At 59.5% G+C, this 21,472-nt stretch carries 16 protein-coding genes; 13 read left to right on the top strand and 3 right to left on the bottom strand.

Features of this window, described 5'->3' with window-relative positions; genetic code table 11:
- Positions 1 to 115 precede the first annotated feature (115 nt).
- Both AAEZ09_RS00810 and AAEZ09_RS00805 read right to left on the bottom strand, forming a co-directional pair.
- A complete protein-coding gene (locus tag AAEZ09_RS00810; RefSeq protein ID WP_045058629.1) occupies positions 116 to 610 on the bottom strand; it encodes a hypothetical protein in 495 nt (164 codons plus the stop codon).
- A 128-nt stretch (positions 611 to 738) separates the two neighbouring features.
- Positions 739 to 1,179: a carboxymuconolactone decarboxylase family protein gene (locus AAEZ09_RS00805; protein WP_350597626.1), complete on the bottom strand. Its 441-nt coding sequence runs from the start codon at positions 1,177 to 1,179 to the stop codon at positions 739 to 741.
- A 206-nt stretch (positions 1,180 to 1,385) separates the two neighbouring features.
- Between AAEZ09_RS00805 and pdxR the strand changes: the two genes are divergently transcribed.
- The 4 genes from pdxR (at position 1,386) to AAEZ09_RS00785 (ending at position 4,689) form a co-directional block, all read left to right on the top strand.
- Positions 1,386 to 2,819: a MocR-like pyridoxine biosynthesis transcription factor PdxR gene (gene pdxR / locus AAEZ09_RS00800; protein ID WP_350597624.1), complete on the top strand. Its 1,434-nt coding sequence runs from the start codon at positions 1,386 to 1,388 to the stop codon at positions 2,817 to 2,819.
- A gap of 124 nt (positions 2,820 to 2,943) precedes the next feature.
- The gene (locus tag AAEZ09_RS00795) at positions 2,944 to 3,237 is read left to right on the top strand and encodes a putative quinol monooxygenase (RefSeq protein ID WP_205892309.1); all 294 of its coding nucleotides are present in this window, start codon (positions 2,944 to 2,946) and stop codon (positions 3,235 to 3,237) included.
- 96 nt (positions 3,238 to 3,333) lie between these two features.
- Positions 3,334 to 3,750 (top strand): cupin domain-containing protein, encoded by a 417-nt coding sequence (locus AAEZ09_RS00790; protein ID WP_350597621.1) that lies wholly within the window; start codon positions 3,334 to 3,336, stop codon positions 3,748 to 3,750.
- Positions 3,751 to 3,978: 228 nt separating this feature from the next.
- Positions 3,979 to 4,689 (top strand): ATPase, encoded by a 711-nt coding sequence (locus AAEZ09_RS00785; protein WP_350597619.1) that lies wholly within the window; start codon positions 3,979 to 3,981, stop codon positions 4,687 to 4,689.
- 178 nt (positions 4,690 to 4,867) lie between these two features.
- On the opposite strand, the gene AAEZ09_RS00780 is transcribed toward AAEZ09_RS00785, so the two are convergent.
- A complete protein-coding gene (locus AAEZ09_RS00780) occupies positions 4,868 to 9,769 on the bottom strand; it encodes an NAD-glutamate dehydrogenase (RefSeq protein WP_350597617.1) in 4,902 nt (1,633 codons plus the stop codon).
- 504 nt (positions 9,770 to 10,273) lie between these two features.
- Here AAEZ09_RS00780 and AAEZ09_RS00775 point away from each other — a divergent pair.
- The 9 genes from AAEZ09_RS00775 (at position 10,274) to AAEZ09_RS00735 (ending at position 21,294) form a co-directional block, all read left to right on the top strand.
- A complete protein-coding gene (locus tag AAEZ09_RS00775) occupies positions 10,274 to 10,630 on the top strand; it encodes a hypothetical protein (RefSeq protein WP_350597614.1) in 357 nt (118 codons plus the stop codon).
- 803 nt (positions 10,631 to 11,433) lie between these two features.
- Positions 11,434 to 12,576 (top strand): YcaO-like family protein, encoded by a 1,143-nt coding sequence (locus AAEZ09_RS00770; RefSeq protein WP_350597823.1) that lies wholly within the window; start codon positions 11,434 to 11,436, stop codon positions 12,574 to 12,576.
- 14 nt (positions 12,577 to 12,590) lie between these two features.
- Positions 12,591 to 14,291, top strand: coding sequence for an ATP-binding cassette domain-containing protein (locus AAEZ09_RS00765; RefSeq protein ID WP_350597612.1), 1,701 nt, complete (start codon positions 12,591 to 12,593; stop codon positions 14,289 to 14,291).
- A gap of 154 nt (positions 14,292 to 14,445) precedes the next feature.
- The gene (locus AAEZ09_RS00760) at positions 14,446 to 15,405 is read left to right on the top strand and encodes an AAA family ATPase (protein ID WP_122839725.1); all 960 of its coding nucleotides are present in this window, start codon (positions 14,446 to 14,448) and stop codon (positions 15,403 to 15,405) included.
- A gap of 5 nt (positions 15,406 to 15,410) precedes the next feature.
- The gene (locus AAEZ09_RS00755; RefSeq protein ID WP_045058637.1) at positions 15,411 to 16,355 is read left to right on the top strand and encodes a DUF58 domain-containing protein; all 945 of its coding nucleotides are present in this window, start codon (positions 15,411 to 15,413) and stop codon (positions 16,353 to 16,355) included.
- Positions 16,352 to 16,846, top strand: a complete 495-nt coding sequence (locus AAEZ09_RS00750) for a DUF4381 domain-containing protein (protein ID WP_045058638.1) — start codon at positions 16,352 to 16,354, stop codon at positions 16,844 to 16,846. The genes AAEZ09_RS00755 and AAEZ09_RS00750 overlap by 4 nt, the downstream gene beginning before the upstream one ends.
- Positions 16,839 to 17,918: a vWA domain-containing protein gene (locus tag AAEZ09_RS00745; RefSeq protein WP_350597609.1), complete on the top strand. Its 1,080-nt coding sequence runs from the start codon at positions 16,839 to 16,841 to the stop codon at positions 17,916 to 17,918. Before AAEZ09_RS00750 ends, AAEZ09_RS00745 begins: the two co-directional genes overlap by 8 nt.
- Positions 17,915 to 19,657 carry a tetratricopeptide repeat protein gene (locus AAEZ09_RS00740; protein ID WP_350597606.1) on the top strand — a complete coding sequence of 581 codons (1,743 nt, stop codon included), beginning with the start codon at positions 17,915 to 17,917 and terminating at the stop codon, positions 19,655 to 19,657. The genes AAEZ09_RS00745 and AAEZ09_RS00740 overlap by 4 nt, the downstream gene beginning before the upstream one ends.
- Entirely contained in the window at positions 19,654 to 21,294 is a 1,641-nt protein-coding gene (locus AAEZ09_RS00735) for a BatD family protein (RefSeq protein WP_350597604.1), read from the top strand. The genes AAEZ09_RS00740 and AAEZ09_RS00735 overlap by 4 nt, the downstream gene beginning before the upstream one ends.
- The last annotated feature ends 178 nt before the right edge of the window (positions 21,295 to 21,472 follow it).

The following is a 21,472-nucleotide window of genomic DNA, read 5'->3' as shown; positions in this document are numbered from 1 at the left end:
CCCCTGCCTGATGGCGCTCTCGGGCACCTGGCATCAGTTACGCACCGATTCGACCCTGCGCAGGCTGACGCCCGCAGAGTCAAATCCCGCAAGATCAGAGTGTGTTATCTGTCTTTCAGCCGCGCTCGCGGGGGATCAGGCTTTGCAGTTGCTGCGCGAGGAAATTCGCATCGAAGGCAAAGGTATCCGCGTCCTTCAGGCCGTTGGTCTTGCGCCACTGCCAGCTGTTGGAGGGCGGCAGGCAGACCAGCGAAACGCTGCCATAACGGGCAGCCGTCAGGCCCATGACCGCCAGGGAAATCTGCCCGCCCGTGCCCATCACATCGGGAACGAATTCCACAGGCTTGCCAGCGATCACGATGCTCAGCTTCTCGGTATTGAACTTCGACGTTTCCACCGGAACACTTGGCCCGAATGCAACATAAGCCTCGCGACTGACTTCCAGCAGGTTGGGCGTCTTGACCGGTTCCAGCCACAGCTGGATCTGGTCGAACAACTCGCCTATACGCGTCGCCCACACGGCCGATTGCGCCTCAAACAGTTGCTTCTTGTGCGCTTCGCTATCGGCGTATTGGCGAAGCATCTGACCCAATTGCTGTACGTCGTCCATTGCGGTGTCCTTTGGTTGAAGCAGTGCTGCGGACATTGAGCATGGCAGAAGCGAGCCGCCGGCGTACGACTAAACGCGCCAGCGGTGTTTTTTTGCGCTGCCGGCCCAATCAGCGGGAGGCGAGCCCATCAAGAACTCGGGGTTTGGCGGAAACTTACGGCCAGGCGATTCCAGCTGTTAATGGTCGTGACGGCAACGGTCAGGTCGACCATTTCAGCCTCACTGAATTGCTCCCGGGCCTGGGCGTAGACGTCGTCCGGAACATGGCTTTGAGCGAGCAGCGTGACCGCCTCGGCCCAGGCCAGTGCGGCGCGCTCACGGGGGTTGAAGAAGTCACTGTCGCGCCACACCACGATCGAATACAGCCGCCGATCAGTCTCGCCCAGGCGTCGCGCATCCACCGAGTGCATGTCAGTGCAGAACGCGCAGCCATTGAGCTGTGAAGCGCGGATCTTGATCAGGTGCAACAACTGCGGTTCGATGCTGAGATGGCTGGTGAGGGCCTCCATGGCGATCATGGCTTTCATCGCCTTGGGCGATGCGCTGTAGTAATCCAGGCGGGAATTCATGGCGAGCCTCGCGGGCCGATAGAGTCAGCCTACGGTAGGCGCGCAACGTGGATCGTTACAGGTCCAATTCGGCGAATTAACCGTTGACCACTGCGGCGCCAGGCCAATCTGCGGTTTTTTACCCGCACAACTACTGCATGTTCGCTCATGCGGGTAATCTTGCGCGATCGCACACGCCCCTGAATCGCCCCCGGAGCCCCGCCGGTATGGAACTTCATGTCGTCATCAACGGCCGCAAGGACCTGGCGGGCCAGTTGTACAAGCAACTGCGCAGCGCCATCGAATCCGGCCGCCTGGCGGCTGGCACCCAGTTGCCGCCCAGCCGCTTGCTGGCAGAGCAACTGGGCATCTCGCGCAAGACCATTTCCGATACCTATGCCCAGCTGACCTACGAGAACTTCCTTACCGGCGTCATCGGCAAAGGTACGTACGTCAACGCCCGCCCGGCCAAAATCACTCGCAAACAGAGCCATTCGGACCTGGCCAGTGCGCAAATCATCGAATCCTGGCGCAGCTTGCCGGTGTTCTTGCGCCACCCGACGCTGGACGGTTCACTGCGCTACGACTTTATTGGTGGCGCCACCAGCAAGGGGCAATTTCCCCAGGACGACTGGCGCAGGTGCACGGCACACGCCCTGCGCCAGATGTCCGGCTCCAAGGGCTTCTACAGCCAGCCTGAAGGCCTGCCGGCGCTGCGCAATGCAATAGCCCGGCATATTGCTTTTTCCCGTGGGGTCAATTGCCAGGATGACGATGTGGTGGTGTGCAACGGCGCACAACAGGCGCTGGACCTGATCTCCCGGGTGCTGACCCGTCCCGGCGGCCTGGTGGCCATGGAAGATCCCGGCTATCCACCGGCGCGCCTGCTGTTTGGCAGCCACGGTGCGACGGTGATCGGTGTGCCGGTGGATAGCGAAGGCATTCAGGTCGACAAGATCCCCTTGGGCACGCGGCTGATCTACGTCACGCCCTCCCATCAATTCCCGCTCGGCATCCCCATGAGCACGCAACGTCGGCTGGCGCTGCTGGAGCGCGCTTATGAGCTGGGGGCGATCATCATCGAGGACGATTACGACAGCGAATTCCGCTATGAGGGGCGGCCGACAGACTCGCTGCAAAGCATGGACGAGCGCGGCATCGTGGCTTACGTCGGTACCTTTTCCAAAACCCTGTTGCCGGAGTTGCGCCTGGGTTATGCGATCTTGCCCCCGGCGATCCTCGAAGCGGTGATTCGCGCCAAGCAGCTCACCGACCTGCACACCTCGACCCTGCCCCAGTGGGCGCTGGCCAAGTTCATCGCCGAGGGGTGCCTGCTCAAGCACATCAGGCGTTGCCACACGATCTATGCCGGTCGACGCGAGCGTATTCTCGAACGCGCAGCCACGGACCTTGCACCCTGGCTCGAAGCGGTGCCTTCCACGGCAGGCTTTCACATGGTGCTGATGTTCAAGGTGCCTATCGATATGCCATTGCTGGTGGAATTGGCGAAAAAAGTCGAAGTCGGGCTGTATCCGATCGAGGGTTTCTACTACCAGCAGACGCCAAGAGACGGGCTGCTCATGGGTTTTGGTGCTATCGAAACCCTGGACATCGACCTGGCCCTGAACCGTTTGCGCGACATTCTGCAGCAGGTCGCCTAATCGATTGGCGTAGGGGTTTATCAGGCGATTGGCTATTGGTGGTCCCGGGGCGCAAGCCTATCCTGCTAAGGCGTTTATCCCTCAGTGAGCAGGATTCGTCCGGCCTGATTCAGGAGTGTGAGCAATGTCCACCGAAGTCATCAATACCGTACAGGTGCAGGCCGCTGCCGGCCGCTCCGACGAGCTTGGCAAGCAACTGCAGAGAATTGTTGAAACCCTGCGCCAGCAGCCAGGCTGCGAGTCGTACATGGTCGACCGCTGCCCCGAGGACAGTAACCGCTGGAACGTCAGCGCCCGCTGGCAATCGGAAGCGGCCATGCAGATGCATTTCAACTGCCCTGAAGTACAAGGCTTTATCGGCCTGATCGACAACCAACTGGCCAATGCGGTGGATTTCAACAGTTTCCCCATCCGCTAGATTGGTCACCTGACCTTCCAGGGAATTGGCTGTTTGCCTGGCCTCACCTGCGCACTAATGTGGGTTCGGACAACCCCATTCTTCCAGGTGATAAACATGAAAACCCTGCGCTTACTCGCTGCTCCCCTTGCGGCACTGGCCCTGACCGTTTCCGCTGCTGCACTGGCCCACGAAGCTGCGCCATCGGAAAAGGTCACGGTGCTGCAAGACCAGATGCTGAAAAACGTGCCCGGCAAAAAAGCCTTGATGATCGAGGTCGATTACCAGCCCGGACAGGCCTCTATCGCTCACAAGCATGAAGGCACCGCCATGGCCTACGTGCTGTCCGGCGAGATCATCTCGCAGGTCAAAGGCGAACAAGCAGTGTCGTACAAGGCTGGTGAATACTGGTACGAGCCCGCCGGCTCGGAACACCTGGTCTCGAAAAACGCCAGCGCAACCCAACCCGCGAAACTGTTGGTATTCATGGTGCTGTCGCCGGACGAGAAAGTGTTGATCCCGTTGAAAAACTGATAGCTGAGCAAAGGTCCATAAATAATCAGGCCCATTGCAATTATTTGGGCCTTTTTATTTCTCCGAGCGATGAGTCGCCAATCTTTACGCCGAACAAAACTAATGACTGCATCCGTGCCGTCACATGCGCCATTTCATTAAATGCTGACAGGGCTAATCTTTGAATGACTGCCGAATCGATGTCGGCGACAAACTTCATGAATTAAGCTGTTTCACTGGAGTAACACCATGAAACGCATGCTGATCAGTACACTGACAATGACGGTTATCATAACGGGCTGCTCCGTTCCAACTGCACCTGAATCGGTTGGTCCTCTGCATGGGATATTCTCCCAACCGGTAGGCCGCAGCGCTTCCACCAAGGTGCCCAGCGGGCCCGACAAATCCGTAGGCATTGTCTACAGTCGCAATACCCAGACCAATCGCGCTTACCTCAATGATTACCGCGCCAACGCGGGAACGGGCTTCGGCCAGAGCCTGCTGGTGCAATCCATTCATGACGCCTACGTGGCCACCTCTGCACCGGACAGGGCAGTGGACTGGGTCAAAGCTTCGTTGCAGCGCCAGTTTGGCTCTGTGACGGAATACCCGGACATGCAGAGCCTGCGCGCGGCGAGGCCGGATGTGGCAGCAGTCGTTGATGCCCGCAGCCAGTTGATTACCTCGCGCAGTTCGGATGTGGAAGCGGATATCAGTGCGCACTTTTATGATCGCAACCTTGACTATATCGGCACCGCTCGCGGGTACGACACCAGGTCATTGAGCCCTTTATGGGCTGATTACAAGCGCAGCGAAGAGATAGTTGCAGATATCAACGAACAGCAGGAAGTGCAAGTTCGGGCATTGCAGAAGTTTGACCAGTCGCTCAGTAATTTATTGACCGGACCGACAAGTAATGTATCGATGATTGATGATAACAAAAGCGATAAGTTGTATTGAGTCTAATGGCCCCTTCGCGGGCAAGCCCGCTCCCACAGGGTTCGGTGTAGTGTGGAGATTATGTGTCCAACACAAAACTCTGTGGGAGCGGGCTTGCCCGCGAAGGGGCCCTTGCAGCTACACCCCAACAAAAAAAACCCGCATCTCTCAATGCGGGTTTTTTTCATTCAGCGACTGTTCAAGCCGCCGGTTCCAGCTCTGCGCTGACCGTTGCAGGAGCAGGCACTACGGCTTGCCCGCTCAAGGCCAGGTCCAGCAACTCCCGGTTGGCCACGGCGTACATGGCGTAGTCCGTGCCACTGGCGGCGCGGATTTCCACCAGCATTGCGCGCCAGCGTTCGATCATGCTCGCGTGCTCTGCCATCCACAGTGCCAGGCGTGTTTCCACGTCCTGGGAACCGTCGCCCTGTTGCAGGACCGAGATGGTGATCGCACGCTGTTGCCAGTCGACGTCGTCGCGGAACGCTTCACGGGCCAGGGCCTGCCAGTTGTTTTCAACCGGCAAGGCACTGATCTGCTGCAGGTACCAGGTAATGTCCAGTGCGCTGCCCACGGCGAAGTAGGCCTTGGCCACGTCCGCAGGGTTCTGGCCGGTCACGTCGGAGGCCTCGATGATCGGCAGCAACGTGTACAGGTGCGAAGTACCAGCCACCATGCGTGCGAGCAGTTCCGGCACACCGGCTTCAACGTACGCCTCGTAGCGCGCCTGCCAGTTCTCGTGGATCTCGCCACTGAGCAGTTCGTCGAGCTTGAGACCCAGCTCCTTCAGGTGCGGACCGAAGTGGGCGACGTCACGGGCAGCATTCTGCTCGTTGCGACGGGCACGCAGGAACCAGCGCGTAGCGCGGCGACCCAGGCGCATCAGCTCGTCCATCAGCTCCAGCTGCACGTCTGCCGACACCTGGTAGTCCAGGGCTTCGATCTGACGGAACCAGTGCGGGAGGTGGAAAATGTCGCGCACGATTACATAGGCGCCGGCCACGTTCGCCGGGCTCATGCCGGTCGACTCTTTGAGTCGTTGAACGAAGGTGATGCCCATGTGGTTGACCAGGTCGTTGGCGATCTGGGTGCTGACGATTTCGCGCTTCAGACGGTGACGGCGCATGGCCGCGGAGAACTTGCTCACCAGGCTTGGCGGGAAAGCGGTTTCCATGTCGCGGGTCAGGTAGTCGTCGTCCGGCACCAGGGAGCCCAGCAACTGCTCCTTGAGGTCGATCTTGCTGTAGGAGATCAGCACCGACAGCTCGGCACGCGTCAGGCCATGGCCTTCGGCGATGCGTTCGTTGATCGCTTCCTCGGACGGCAGGAACTCGATGGCGCGGTCCAGCTTGCCGCGGCTTTCCAGGTCGTTCATCAAGCGCTTGTATTCGGCAATCCGTGGCAAGGCACGGCGAGCTGCCAGGGACAGCGCCTGCGTTTGCTTGTAGTTGTTGCCGAGCACCAGGTTGCCCACTTCGTCGGTCATGCTCGCCAGCAACAGGTTGCGTTGCTTGTCGGTCATGTCGCCGGCCTGAACCACTTCGTTCAGCAGGATCTTGATGTTCACTTCATGGTCGGAGCAGTCCACGCCACCGGCGTTGTCGATGAAGTCGGTGTTGGAACCGCCACCATTGAGGCCGAATTCCACGCGACCGAGCTGGGTCATGCCCAGGTTACCGCCCTCGCCCACGACCTTGCAGCGCAGTTCATTGCCGTTCACGCGCAGTGCATCGTTGGCCTTGTCGCCAACGTCGGCGTGGCTTTCGCTGCTGGCCTTGACATAGGTGCCGATGCCGCCGTTCCACAACAGGTCCACCGGCGCCTTGAGCAAGGCGTTCAGCAGTTCGGTCGGGGTCAGCTTGTCGGCCTTGATGTCGAAGCGCTCTTTCATCTGCGGGGAAATCGCGATGCTTTTGGCGCTACGGGAGAAGATCCCGCCACCCTCGGACATGATGCTGGTGTCGTAGTCCGACCAGGCCGAACGCGGCAGGTCGAACAGGCGCTGACGCTCAGCGAAGCTGTTGGCCGGCTGCGGGTTCGGGTCGATGAAGATGTGCAGGTGGTTGAACGCTGCGACCAGTTGCAGCTTGTCGGACATCAGCAAGCCGTTACCGAACACGTCGCCGGCCATGTCGCCGACGCCCACCACGGTGATGCTGTCTTCCTGGACGTTGATGCCGCGCTCGCGGAAGTGGCGTTGTACACCCACCCACGCGCCCTTGGCGGTGATGCCCATTTTCTTGTGGTCGTAACCGGCGGAACCACCGGAGGCGAACGCGTCACCGAGCCAGAAACCGTAGTCGATGGCAATGCCGTTGGCGATGTCGGAGAAGGTCGCAGTGCCCTTGTCCGCAGCCACCACCAGGTACGGGTCATCGTCGTCATGGCGCACAACGTTGACCGGCGGTACCAGCGCACCGTCTTTGAGGTTGTCGGTGATGTCCAGCAGGCCGGAAATGAAGATGCGATAGCAGGCGATGCCCTCTGCCGCAATCTCGTCACGGCTGCCGCCCAATGGCAGGCGCCGTGGCAGGAAGCCGCCCTTCGCACCCACGGGCACGATGACCGAGTTCTTCACTTGCTGGGCTTTTACCAGGCCCAGGACTTCGGTACGGAAGTCTTCTTCACGATCAGACCAGCGCAGACCGCCACGAGCGACATTGCCGAAGCGCAGGTGCACGCCTTCAACACGAGGCGAGTAGACGAAGATTTCGAACTTCGGTACTGGCTTTGGCAGCTCGGGAATCTGATGCGGGTTGAACTTGAAGCTGAAGTACGACTTGTTATGGCCGTTGGCATCAGTCTGATAGAAGTTGGTGCGCAGCGTGGCCTTGATCAGGTCCAGGTAGCGACGCAGGATGCGGTCTTCGTTCAACACCTGGACATCGTCCAGTGCGGTGACGATGGCTTGTTCCAGACGTTGCTGCTTGTCTTCCAGATCGTCGCCGGTGAGCTTGCGCGCCAGGTAGAAACGGGTCTTGAACAACCGGGTCAGCTCGCGAGCGATGTCGGTGTGGTTGTTCAGGGTGCTGGCGATGTAGCCCAGGTCGAAGCCCAGGCGGATCTGCTTCATGTAGCGCGCGTAGGCACGCAGCAGCGCCACGTCACGCCATGGCAGGCCGGCGGTCAGTACCAGGCGGTTGAACGCATCGTTCTCGGCATCGCCACGCACGATGTGGACGAACGCGTCCTGCAAGGTGTCGTTGAGTTGCTGGATATCGAGGTCCAGGCCTTCGGCGGCGGTGAAGGCGAAATCGTGAATCCAGAACTCGCGGCCATTGTTGTGGCGCAGGCGGTACGGGAATTCACCGAGCACACGCAGCCCGAGGTTTTCCAGGATCGGCAACACGTCGGACAGGGCCAGCGGGGTATCGGCGTGATACAGCTTGCAGTGCAGCTCGCGCTTGCCGGAGACCTGGCCCAGCGGCTGATAGAAGCTCATCACCAGCGGATTTTTTTCGTTCAGGCTCAACAGGTGCTGCATGTCGACCACAGCCGAATGCGCCGCGAAACGCTCGCGATAGCCGGCTGGGAAGCCTTTGGGAAAGTCTGCCAGCACGTTGGTGCCACTGGCTTCGCCGAAGCTCTCAACGGTGAGGCTGGCGTAGTCGTCCTGCCAGCTGCGGCAGGCCTGCACCACTTCTTTTTCCAGCAGGACCGGGTCGATGTCCAGGCGGTTCTTTGGATCAACCCGCAGAATCAGTTGCACACGGGCCAGCACGGACTCGGAGAAGAAGGTCCAGAACTCGCAGTCCGAAGCCTTCAAGCGATCCATCAGCACTTGCTGGATCTTCTGGCGCACTTCGGTGGAGTAGATGTCGCGCGGCACGTAGGCCAGGCAATAGCAGAAACGACCGTACGGGTCTTTGCGCAGGAACACGCGAATCTTGTTGCGTTCCTGGATCTGCACGATCGACATCACGGTGGCGAACAGCTCGTCAACCGGGGTCTGGAACAGGTCGTCGCGTGGCAGTACTTCAACCACCTGCGCCAGTTCCTTGCCCAGGTGAGCCTTGGCCTGGAAGCCGGAGCGGCGTTCGATTTCCTCGACCTTGCGGCGGATGTACGGAATGACCCGCACGCTCTCGCCATACACCGAAGAGGTGTACAGGCCCATGAAACGGCATTCCTTGATGACTTTGCCGTCGGCATCGATCTCACGGATCGACACGTAGTCAGGGTAAGCCGGACGGTGCACACGGCTTGGGTGCGCGGCCTTGGCGAACGACAGCAGGGTCGGTTCGCGCAGGTACTTCACGGCATAGTCTTCGATGCGCAGGTCGTCGTAGGTCAGGCCGGTGCGCAGCAATTTGGTCAGGCCAAGGAACGAATCCTGGTCGTAGACGATGTGGCCGCCATCGGCTTCATCGCTTACCACGAATTCTTCGTAGCCGAGGAAGGTGAAGTGGTTGCCCACCAGCCATTCCAGGAAGCTTTTGATTTCGTTCTTTTCTTCAGGGTCGACAGCAAACTGGCTGTTATCGAGGCCGGTCAGGATTTCCTGGACCTTGGCTTTCATCGGCTCGAAATCGGCGACCGCCACGCGGACCTCACCGAGCACCTGCTCCAGCTCTTTGCTCAACACGTTCAGTTCGGCCGCGTTGGCGCAGCGGTCGATTTCCAGGTACATCAGGGATTCCTGGAGAATCCCTTCGCCCTGGGTGCCTTTTGGCAGGATTTCCAGCAACTCGCCCTTGCTGCCGCGACGCACGCTCAGCACAGTGGTTTGCAGGGTATGAATGCTGTAGCCGCGACGGTTCAGCTCGGTACGCACCGAGTCCACCAGGAACGGCAGGTCGTGGTGCAGCACTTCGACCGCAGTGTGGGTCGACTGCCAGCCGTGGCGTTCGTAATCAGGGTTGTAGACGCGCACTTGCGGCTGCGCGTGATCGAAGCGCTCAAGCAGGCGCCACGCAGAAAGGGTGCACCCGGCGAGGTCGGACAACCGACGTTGAGTCAGCTCGTCGAGGGAAATGATGCCGAAAAATTGTTCAGCAAACAGCGCCACTTGTGGCAGTGCCTGTTCACTGATGTGCTGCGCCAGTGCCGCTTGCAGTTGGTGCTGGAAGTCGGCTTTGCTGGCTGCGGTGAAGAACGCCATCTGTGTTACTCCGCTTGGGCTTGTTATTGATGGAAGCGTCGCGTGCAAAACCCCTCGCGGGGCTATCCGTCACCCTGTTCCTGATTCTCGGGCAGAGGAAACAGGGTCACAGGTGGGTGAAGCTGGACGAGACACTCGGGTCACATTCACCTTCCATGAATGGGCATCTGCAAAAACCACTGCGCGATGGATTGCGCACTGTCTTTACGGGTATCCATTCGATGCGCAGCTTAACGAGTGCGACAATGTGCCTGCTTGCGGTGCTGCGACATATTCGGTCATCCGCACGCAGGTTGTAGGCTGCGCATCGAACAACACTAGCAGTCGCGCGACAAAAAGGCCGGCTTAAGCCCTGTTTTGCGGCACATTCGTGCTGGAAGTGACCAGTAACGCCTCGAATGTTCACGACACATGCTCTGACACTCAGACGAGCAGAAATTCCCGGCGGCTGGCAGAATTGCCCTTTCTTCACCTCAACAACGCTCCTCGAGCCAGGATTTACCCATGCAAATGACCACCGCCCTGTTGATCGTCAACCCATGCGATGACGAAGAAGACAACATGGCCATGCTCGCCTGCCACAGCGAGCAGGGCGAGATGTTCCTGATGACCCGCTACCCGGACGAAGACGCGCTGGACATCACCCTGGACGGTGAGCCTTCGACCCTGGAAGGTGTAAAAGTGACCCTGAGCCCTACCCGCCTGCTGATCGAAATCGCTCCAGGGGATGTCGATGTGCTGAATGGGGATGATTGCCTGGAGATCATTCACAGCACTGCGGCGGGTGACCTGCCTGAGGTGGAGGAGACTTTGCAGAACATTCTCAAGGGGACCGGGACCTATATCAGCCAGATTGGCTGACAGACCGTATTCGCGGGCAATAATGATGAATGAGTAAGCTTTGCTCGCGAAAAGCCCGAGAACGCCTCGAGGCACCGCGGCTCGCGCATTCCCCTTGACGACCATCGTGAGCAAACTCGCTCATACAGAAACGGCCGGATATTGATAGAAAATATCGAAACTGACACAAACCTGTAAGAGTTCAGTTGTCAGCGAAGGCACCCTCGCCCGCCATTACTGCGACCTAATCCTCCATATTTAGCGTCCCACCATAATCGCCTAGAGGTATTGAGCTCTCTCACATTGGATCCGTTTTGATTCCAAAACGAACATTAATCTAAAAATCTTAAACATCGTAAGCCACTCAGATAATTACTTAATAGAATACATTTCAACCAATCAACAGTCCGACCAGAGATTTATCCTACAAAACAACAAGAAAAAACCTACAAATAAAAATCATGTTTCACCGGCCCGCATGGTTGAACAATAGAAAAACCTCTGATACTAATAAATCACTTGCGAAAAATGCCGCAAGTGAGGCGCACACTAACGAGCGCCTTCAACTAATACCAAGGAGTTTTATCATGGGTAGAAAACGCACGGAGCTGACCCCAATTGAAGGCATGCCGCTGGGCATAAATGTGACAGATGGCCTTCTGGCAACTGAAGTCCACTTCTTCACCTCGCTAACCAACTGACACTCGCCGTTACAACACCTGAGAAAAATGCCGAAAGAAACCCTTTCGGCATTTAAACATCGAGAGGCAAATCATGTCCGAGCGAGAGTTTAGTCCGCCTGAAGCACTATCAAAAATTGAAAAATAATTCACTCACTAAATTTTAGCGCTAGAACGAAATTCGCAGACAACAGCCGTTTTGTAGCCACAGCAGAACTCTTCGACAAAGATAACAACCTGATAGATTCCGGTGCAGGAAAAGGTCCAGACTCACTTGTAGGGGCTTTAGCTGAATCCATTGAACACTTCAGCACTTTCTGTTTTAATGCCGACAACATTAGTATTCAGCGCTGCGAGTTTATAGCGTCTCAAAAAGCTGCTGAACACGATGGCTTTCTTGCAAGCATCCCGTGCGCGGAGGAATCAATAGAGTCATTCAAACTGATCACGGCCGACAAAACCAAAGAGCTTTTCGTTCCGTGCATTCTTCTTCGCCCCACCATGAACCGTAAGTCATGGAGTGACGCAAGCGCCAGCGTGCAATTTCTTAATCGTTATGCTTCAAACTCAGGGATCGCATTTGGCTGCACCAAATCAGAAGCGTTACTACACGGAACAAACGAGGTTATCGAAAGACACATCTTGTCTCGCTTTTTTATGGCGATATGTAGTATCGGTCCTGCCCTAAAATTATACGCTCCGTCTCGAGGCCTGCTTGCAAAATCGCTCCAATATGATGCTGACGCGATAGCGCTGGCTGACAAGCTACAAGTCATCGTCATAAAAAACGTTATGAACGTTTTCTTTTCTGTCGCTATACCTAAGTCCGGCCCTGGCGACATGCATCTATCAGCAATTGGTTCAGGTTGTTCACTGGACATATGTATCGCCATTCAGAGAGCCGTTACGGAGCAATTTCAAGTCAACGTTTTATATGACGACAGGCAAGACGAGCTCGACAGAAATACACTTGATTTTCTAGCCAGCTCAAATAAACTGAAGAGCCTTATTGATTTTTCGCCTGTGAAAAATATAAATCTTCCTTTGATCGAGCCCACACCTTCAATCTTCGAAAAAAGCGTTTCACTTCAACTTGAAGCGCTTGAAAAATACATCTCGCGCACTGGCGGAGCCATCTACCACAGAGTCGTTGCCGATTATTCTAGCAACGGAATAGTTTGCCAATCCTATATCCCCGGCCTTGAACGATTCAACCTGATTAGAAATGGCTGTTTAGTTGCCCCTCAGCAAGTACTTCTACAAGCACCTAAATACGCCAACCCTTAACAAACAGGCACCTCATGCAAACACTTATTAGAACAACTTGCAAGAAGCATGCAGGGCTGCTGACCTCAACCATCACCACAATAATCGCGCTAAAGCTTATAGCTCTAGCGCCACCTTTGTTGGTTGGCAAGATTGTCGACGCGCTACACACTGACAATCACGCAGACCTCAATATGCTTCTGCTGCTAACCATCGGTTATACACTGGCGGGATGCCTCCAAGCGATTATAAACCCTCTACAAATATTCTTTTTATCCAAACTTGTGCAGCACGTGACAATGAACGCCTCCATCGACTGGATTGCAAAATTAATGCGCAAAGAGTTCCTCCAGTTCAGCTCGTGGCGCATCGGACAATTCATAAAATCAGTAGAGCGCGGGATTACAGCGCACGAGCAATTATTAACGTTTTTCGTCACCACAGGACTTCCGCTGTGCCTGGAATTCCTTATCGTAGGCGGTGCATTTTATTATATGGGTGGCGCTAAAGTATTCCTGGCGATGACAGGCCTTGGCATCGTTTACCTGTTCGTCACCCATCGAATCATCCGCTGGCGCAGAAAGCACATTGATGCCGTCAACGAGCAAGAGGATGAAGTCAGCGCACTGCTGTACAACACCTTGAGCTCCGGCAAATCCATCAAACTGGAAGGTGCTGAATTCTGCGCAACTGAACGACTGAACCGCGCCTTCAATAACTACGCCAAAGCGGCGATCACCGTAGCAAGCTCAGGTGGCTTCCTCACTGGGGCAAAAGTACTGTTTGTCAGTCTTTCAACGGGAGGCCTACTCGGATGGGGCGTCTTCGATCAGTTGTCGGGAGAGCCAGGTATCAGCGTTGGGCAACTGGTCGCCATATTCTCAATTGCAGGTAGCTTTTTACTTAATATCACCGCGCTGAGCGAAGGCTATCGGGTGCTGGATCAGTTTCTCGCGGACCAGCGTCGCCTCCAGCAGTTACTGGCACTGCCAGACTTTGACGACGACAGTCGCCGCGCCGAAAAAACCTCCGGTGAGGAATCTACATTGGTGCTCGCACCCTGTGTGATCACCGACGGCGGCAGCGTCAGGCTGAGCATCGAGAAAGCTTTTACTTTCACACAAGGCCAGTCCGTCGCCATCACGGGCCCCAGTGGCGCAGGTAAATCGACCTTGCTGGAAGCCCTGGTCGGTCTGAATGTGTCGGCAAGAAATTCGCTGAGCCTGGACGACACGTGCGTTTCCAGGTTGAACGCCCAGGCACACTTGCAACTCCTGAGGTATTGCCCTCAATCACCGCAGTTCCTGGAGGGTTCCTTTGACAGATCAGTGCTATTTGGAATCGACCCCTCTCCAGCGTTGAACCAGGCAATACAGCGACTCGACCTTGAAGATATCGTTTCCCAGCGCCACCTCACTGAAAACGCCTCCAATGTTTCTGGCGGCGAAGCTAAACGCCTGTCTCTGCTCCGGCTGATCAACCGGCCAGGGCGTTTTAATCTGTTCGACGAGCCCAGTGCGTCGATCGAGCCGAAACTGGCCGGCCCGGTGTGGGATTTGCTTTTCGACACCTTCGCCGGGCGGGGATTGATTTGTGTGACACACGATGTCGGTCACTTGCACCGTTTTGATCGCGTGATCGTCATGCACAACGGGGCAGTCGTTGAAGATGGGCCATGGTGTGAGTTAGTCAACCGGGCGACAGTGACATCCTTGTTGAGCGACCTTCAGCCATAGAAAAAACACGCTGCGCATGAGCGCCCGCCATTCAATTCCCCCATTTCACGCAAAAAGCCGTTAGTCGCCACCCCCCGCCATGCATTAAAGTAACGCCCCCAGCCCTCGGCGTTATCGCAACGTCTGCGGTCACCCTTTCCAGGAACAGTCATCGATGGAACATCGTGAAGCGCTGCTCGCGCTGCGAACCTTTCTTTCAACGCAGATTCTCGGCCAGGAAAAACTCATCGAGCGCTTGCTCATCGCCTTGCTCGCCGACGGCCATATGCTGGTCGAGGGCGCTCCCGGGCTGGCTAAAACCAAGGCCATCAAGGAGCTCGCCGAGGGCATCGAGGCGCAGTTCCATCGAATCCAGTTCACCCCCGACCTGTTGCCCGCCGACATCACCGGCACGGAAATCTATCGGCCGGAAACCGGCAGCTTCGTGTTCCAGCAAGGGCCGATCTTCCATAACCTGGTGCTGGCTGACGAGATCAACCGGGCCCCGGCCAAGGTGCAGTCGGCGTTGCTGGAGGCCATGGCCGAGCGCCAGGTCAGCGTTGGGCGCAGTACTTATGACTTGTCGCCGCTGTTCCTGGTGATGGCGACGCAAAACCCCATCGAACAGGAAGGCACCTATCCCCTGCCCGAGGCCCAGCTTGACCGCTTCCTGATGCACGTGAAGATCGGCTTTCCGGATGCCGCAGTCGAGCGCCGGATCCTGCAGCAGGCCCGCGGCGAAGCGCTTAACGGCGAAACCAAACCCGAGCGTCGGGTCAGCCAGCAGGCGATCTTCGCCGCGCGCAAGGAAATCCTCGGGCTGTACATGGCTGACGCCGTGGAGGAGTACCTGGTGCAACTGGTCATGGCCACCCGCACCCCGGGCAAGTTCGATCCGGAGATGGCCGAGTGGATCGCTTATGGCGCAAGCCCGCGGGGCTCGATCGCCCTGGACCGCTGCGCCAGGGCTCATGCCTGGCTCGCGGGTCGCGACTTCGTCAGCCCGGAAGACATCCAGGCGGTGTTGTTCGACGTATTGCGTCACCGCATCATTCTGTCCTTCGAAGCCGAAGCCGCAGGCATTGACCAGGACCGGGTGGTCCAGCGGATTCTCGACGTCGTAGCCGTCGCTTGACCCCGATGAACAGCCTCCCGCAACCCGAGCCGGGTATTCGTGTCAGCCTCGCCGAATTGATCGAAATGCGCCATCGCGTGCGCGAGGTGCAGCTGTTTTCCACGCCGAGCCAGCGCAGCCCGTTGATTGGCCTGCATCACTCCAAGCTGCGCGGCCGGGGCGTGGATTTCGATCAGGTACGGGTCTACCAGGCAGGGGACGATGTGCGCACCATCGATTGGCGCGTGACCGCGCGCACTCAGGAACCCCACACCAAGTTGTTCCATGAAGAGCGCGAGCGGCCGATTTTTATCATGGTCGAACAGAGCCGCCGGCTGTTTTTCGGCTCCGGGCTGATGTTCAAGTCGGTGCTGGCTGCCCAGGCAGCGAGCCTGATCGGCTGGGCTGCGTTGGGCCATAATGACCGCGTGGGCGGCCTGGTGTTCGGCGACAATGAGCATTACGAGATCAAGCCGCGCCGCAGCAAGCAAAGCCTGCTGCAACTGCTCAACCGCCTGGTGCGGGTCAACCAGTCCCTGCACACCGAGGGCGAGACCCATCGCGACGCCCTCAACCTGGCCCTGCGCCGCGCCCGGGAAGTGCTCCGTCCGGGCAGCCTGGTGATCGTGATCTGCGATGAGCGCGCCCTGACGGAAGGCTCCGAGCAACAGCTGAGCCTGTTATCGCGCCATTGCGACCTGCTGCTGCTGCCGGTGTCCGACCCCCTCGATCATGCCCTGCCCGCTGCGGGGCTGTTGCGCTTCGCCGAGCGCGGCGCGCAACTGGAACTCGACACCCTCAATTTCGAGCTGCGCCAGGCCTATCGCGCCCAGGCTGAAGCGCGCGTCGCCCGCTGGGAACTGCTGGCGCAGAAGTTGCGGGTGCTGCTGATGCCCCTGAGCACCCAAAGTGAAATGGTCGAGCAACTGCGCGAGTACCTCAACCCGCAAAAACCGGGGAAAGGTCGATGAGCAGCCTCGAGCAATTGCAACCGCTGATCACCCCCTCCCCGATCGGTTTCTGGCCACCCGCGCCCGGCTGGTGGCTGCTGCTGTTGCTACTGCCACTGCTCGGCTTCGGCCTGTGGCAGCTGCGTCGGTTGATTCCCGACAAGCGCCCGATCGTGCGCGCCGAGCAACCGCTGGACCCGGTGCGTATCGCCGCCCTGGCGGAACTGGCCATGATGCCCAAGCCCTACGATGGCGCGCCGGCGGGCGCCTGGTTGCAGCAACTCAACGGGCTGCTCAAACGCCTGTGCCGCAACCACTACCCCTACAGCCAGAGCCACACGCTCAACGGGCGCAAATGGCTGGCGTTCCTCGATAACCGCTGCCCGGCTGCCGGACTGACGCGCTGGATGGTGCTGGTCGAAGGTGCCTACAAGCCCGAGTGCAAACTCGATGACAAGGCCATCGCCGGCCTGACCCAGGCCATCGACACCTGGATTCGCAAACATGTTTGAGTTCGCCTGGCCGTGGATCTTCGCCCTGCTGCCGCTGCCCTGGTTGATGCGGGTGCTGCTGCCGGTGGCCGACAGTGGCGAGCCCGCACTGAAAGTCAGCTTTCTCAATGACCTTGAAGGCCTCGCTCGACGTCGTGCCCGCGCCAATCTCCCGGCCTGGCGCCAGCAGGCACCGTACATTTTGCTGTGGCTGTTGTTACTGATAGCTGCTGCACGCCCGCAATGGCTCGGCGAGCCGCTGCCAATCGCCGCCAGTGGTCGCGACCTGCTGGTGGCCGTGGACGTCTCCGGTTCCATGGATTTCCCCGACATGCGCTGGCAGGACGAAAACGTCAGCCGGTTGGATCTGGTCCAGCACTTGCTGGGGGATTTTCTCGAGGGTCGCGAGGGCGATCGGGTCGGCCTGATCCTGTTCGGCAGTCAGGCCTACCTGCAAGCCCCGCTGACCTTTGACCGGCGCACCGTGCGGGTATGGCTCGACGAGGCTCGGATCGGCATCGCCGGCAAGAACACCGCTATTGGCGATGCCATTGGCCTGGCCCTGAAACGCCTGCGATTGCGCCCGGCCAACAGCCGCGTGCTGATCCTGGTCACGGACGGCGCCAACAATGGTGGCGAGATCGATCCGCTGACGGCCGCGCGCCTGGCCGCCAATGAGGGCGTAAAGATCTACCCGATCGGTATCGGCGCCGATCCCGAGGAAAGCGGCACTGCAGGTTTTCTCGGCGTCAACCCGAGCCTGGACCTGGACGAGCCGTCGCTCAAGGCGATCGCCAAGGTCACCGGCGGCCGCTACTTCCGCGCACGCGACGGCAAGGAGCTGGAGTCGATCAAAGACACCCTCGACCAGCTGGAGCCGGTGACTCAGCAGCCGACCCAGGCGCGCCCGGCCCAATCGCTTTACCACTGGCCGCTGGCACTCGCGCTGGTGTTGAGCATGTTGCTGGTGGCCCGCGAACGCTGGCCAAACAACCTGATGCAACGCCTGTTCACCAAGGAACTGTTCTTGCAATCGCAACTGCCCGGCTGGCGCAAACGACTTGAGCGCCTGCGCCTGCGGAGACGCCGATGAGCGCGCTCTGGCCCTTCTGGTTCCGTCCCGCCTGGCTTCTGGTATTGCCGCTGCTGGCCTGGTTGCTGTGGCAGCTGTGGCACCGGCAAAAACGGGCGGGTCGCTGGCAGATGATCTTGCCGCCGGCCTTCCATGCGGCGCTGCTCAGTGGCGGCAGTGGACGCGATAGCAAGCTGCCTTGGGTGGCCCTCGGCCTGGCCTGGACGCTGGGGCTTGTGGCCCTGCTTGGGCCGGGTTGGGAGCGCGTCGAGCAAACCAGCCAGAAACCTGCCGACCCACTGGTGGTGGTGCTGGAGCTGACCCCGGAAATGCTCGCCACGGATGTGCCGCCAAACCGCCTGGAGCAAGCGCGGCGCAAGCTGTTCGATCTGCTGCAGCATCGCAGCGATGCGCAAACGGCGATCGTTGTCTATGCCGGCAGCGCCCATACACTGGTGCCCCTGACCGACGACCTGGCCACCAGCCGCAATCTTCTGGACGCACTCAAGCCATCGCTGATGCCGCAACCGGGCCATCGCGCTGACCTGGCGGTGGTCAAGGCACTTGCGCTGCTCAAGCAGGCGGCGCTTGGCGACGGACGCATCCTGCTGATTGGCGCCACCCTCACCGAACAGGAGCGTCAGGGCATTCGCCAGGCACTGGGGGGCCAGTCCACACAATTGCTGATGCTCGGGATCGGCACCGCCGAGGGCGCGCCGATCACCCAGGAGGATGGCAGCTTCCTCAAGGACGACCAGGGCGCGATCCTGGTGCCTCGCCTCGACGAGCCCAGCCTCAAAGCGTTCGCCAACGCCATGGACGGCCGCTACCGCCACGCTCGCCTGGAGGACACCGACCTGCGGGCCCTGGGACTGTTTGACGGTCCGCGGGCAATGCGCAACGACGGCCAGACCCTGCGCCTCGACACCTGGGCGGATCAGGGTTACTGGCTGTTGTTGCCGCTGCTGTTGCTGGCGGCATGCGCCGGTCGACGGGGCTGGCTGTTCTGCCTGCCGCTGCTGTTGCTGATGCCGCAGAAAAGTTACGCCTTCGAGTTCGAAGACCTGTGGTTGCGCCCGGACCAGCAAGGGCTGCACCTGCTCAAGCAGAAGCGCCCGGCCGAGGCAGCGCAGCACTTCCAGGATCCACAGTGGCAAGGTGTCGCGCTCTATGAGGCTGGCGACTACAGTGGCGCCGCCCAGCGGTTTGCCCAGGGCGACGACGCGCATGCCCACTACAATCGTGGCAATGCCCTGGCTCGCAGCGGTGAACTCGAAGCGGCACTGGACGCGTACGACCAGGCACTGGAACGCCAGCCGGATTTGCGTCCGGCGCTGACCAACAAGGCGCTGGTGGAAGACCTGCTCAAGCAGAAGACCACCCCGCCGGCGGTGGAGGCGCAGCAGGAACCCGACGACCCGTCACCGGCTTCCGAGCCCGAGCCGGCCCCTGGCGCCGCGACCCAGCCGGCCAGCGAAGGTGAGTCCGCCAGCGATGCACCGCAGGCCAGCCCGGAGCCCGGCGAAGATGAGCCGACCACCCCGCCAAAACCCGGGGCCAATGAAGTGCCCGGCAGCGAACTGGGCGACGAACAGCACACCACGCCGCCGTTGCGCCCGGCCGCCGAGGCGATTGACGGCGAGCAGCGCCAGGCCCTGGAGCAATGGCTGCGCAAGATCCCGGATGACCCGGGAGAGTTGCTCAGACGCAAATTCTGGTACGAACAGCAACAACATCAGGATCAGGGAACCACTCGATGAACCGCTTCACCGCCTCCTTACTCGCACTGCTGTGCTGGACCGTTCAAGCCCAGGCGGCGGGCCTGGTCGCCAGCGTCGATCGCGGCCGCCTGAGCTCCGGCGAGACCGTGGAGCTGACCCTGGAATCGGATGATGTGACCCAATTCGGCAAACCGGACCTGGCGCCACTGGAGCCCTTCTTCGAAGTACGCGGTACCCGCCAGGTCAACCAGCTCAATACCCTCAACGGTGACAACCAGGCCACCACCCGCTGGATCGTTACCCTGCTGCCCCGGCAGAACGGCAGCGTGGTCATTCCCTCGTTGCAGCTGGGCGATGCGCACAGCGAGCCACTTACCGTGCAAGTGGTCGAGGGCGAAACCCAGGACGGCGCGAAAAAGCTGCAGCCGGTTTTCCTCGAAGTCAGCCTGGATCAGACCAGCGTGTACGTGCAGGCCCAGGCGATCCTGACCTTGCGCATTTATCACTCGGTGTCGCTGTACGACGACAGCAGCCTGACGCCCTTGCAGATCCCCGATGCGCGGATCGAGCAATTGGGCGAGTCGCGGACCTACGAGAAAGTCATCAACGACCTGCGCCACGGCGTGATCGAGATGCGCTATGCCATCTACCCCCAGCACAGCGGCGAATTAACCATTCCGGCGCAGGTATTCAGCGCCACCCTGGTCGATACACAACCGGCCCAGGACGGCGACGCCCAGGCACCGAAATCCGGAAAACTGATGCGCGTTGGCTCCCCGGCCATCCTGCTCGACGTCAAGGCCAAGCCCGCCACCTGGCCCGCCGACGTACCCTGGCTGCCGGCGCGCAGCATCAGCCTGAGCGAGAGCTGGAACCCACCTGCGGACCAGGCTCAAGTGGGCGATTCACTGACCCGCAGCCTGACCCTGAAGGCCGAGGGCCTGGCCAGTTCGCAGCTGCCACCGCTGCCGGCCACCGAGATCAACGGGCTGCGCCGCTATCCCGATCAACCGGTACTGGCCAACCACAACGGTGAGCGCGGCCTGGTCGGCAGCCGCGAGGAACGCGAGGCCCTGGTACCGACCCGCAGCGGTGCGATCGAGTTGCCTGCCGTCGACGTGGTCTGGTGGAACACGTTCGAAGATCACCTGGAGCACACCAGCCTGGCCGCGCAAACCCTGCAGGTGGCCAACAACCCCAGCCTGGTGGTCGACACCCCCGCGAGCACCCCGCAAGCCATGAGCAGCGCCGACAGCGAAACCCTGTGGTGGTGGAAACTCAGCACGTTGCTTCTGGCCTGCACCACATTACTGGGGTTCGGCCTGTGGTGGCGTGCGCGCTGGCAACCGGCGATCCTGCGTGCTGCGCAGACAGGCCCGAGCCCACGTACCGTGCTCGACGAGCTCAAGCGCGCCTGCCAGGCCAACGATTCTCACGCCACCCGCCAGGCCCTGGATGCCTGGGCTCGACAACAACCGGAAACCCTGGCCGACATGGCCGCACGCTTCGTCCCGCTGTCCGATGCCCTGGACGGCCTCAACGGCGCCCTGTACAGCGAGACCGGCCAGTATTGGCAAGGTGATGACCTGTGGCGGGCGATCAAGGCGATCCCGATTGCCGAGCGGGTCCAGGACCCGGTGGGCGACAGTGGGTTGCCGCCGTTGTATCCCAAATAAGATCAAAAGATCGCAGCCTGCAGCAGCTCCTGCAAAGGGACGGCGTACACCCGTAGGAGCTGCCGCAGGCTGCGATCTTTTCTGCCTTACGGCATTCCTGACTTTTTGCCAGTAAACTCTCCCCCTTTCGCCGCTTTCATTGTTCACGCGGCCATCACCTTATCTCCAACGGAGTTTG

Origin of the sequence: Pseudomonas sp. 65/3-MNA-CIBAN-0223, from assembly GCF_040310425.1 — a bacterium.
Taxonomy (GTDB): Bacteria; Pseudomonadota; Gammaproteobacteria; order Pseudomonadales; family Pseudomonadaceae; genus Aquipseudomonas; species Aquipseudomonas gregormendelii.
Note: the sequence above shows the minus strand (reverse complement) of the source record. Positions and strands in the feature narration are given on the sequence as shown.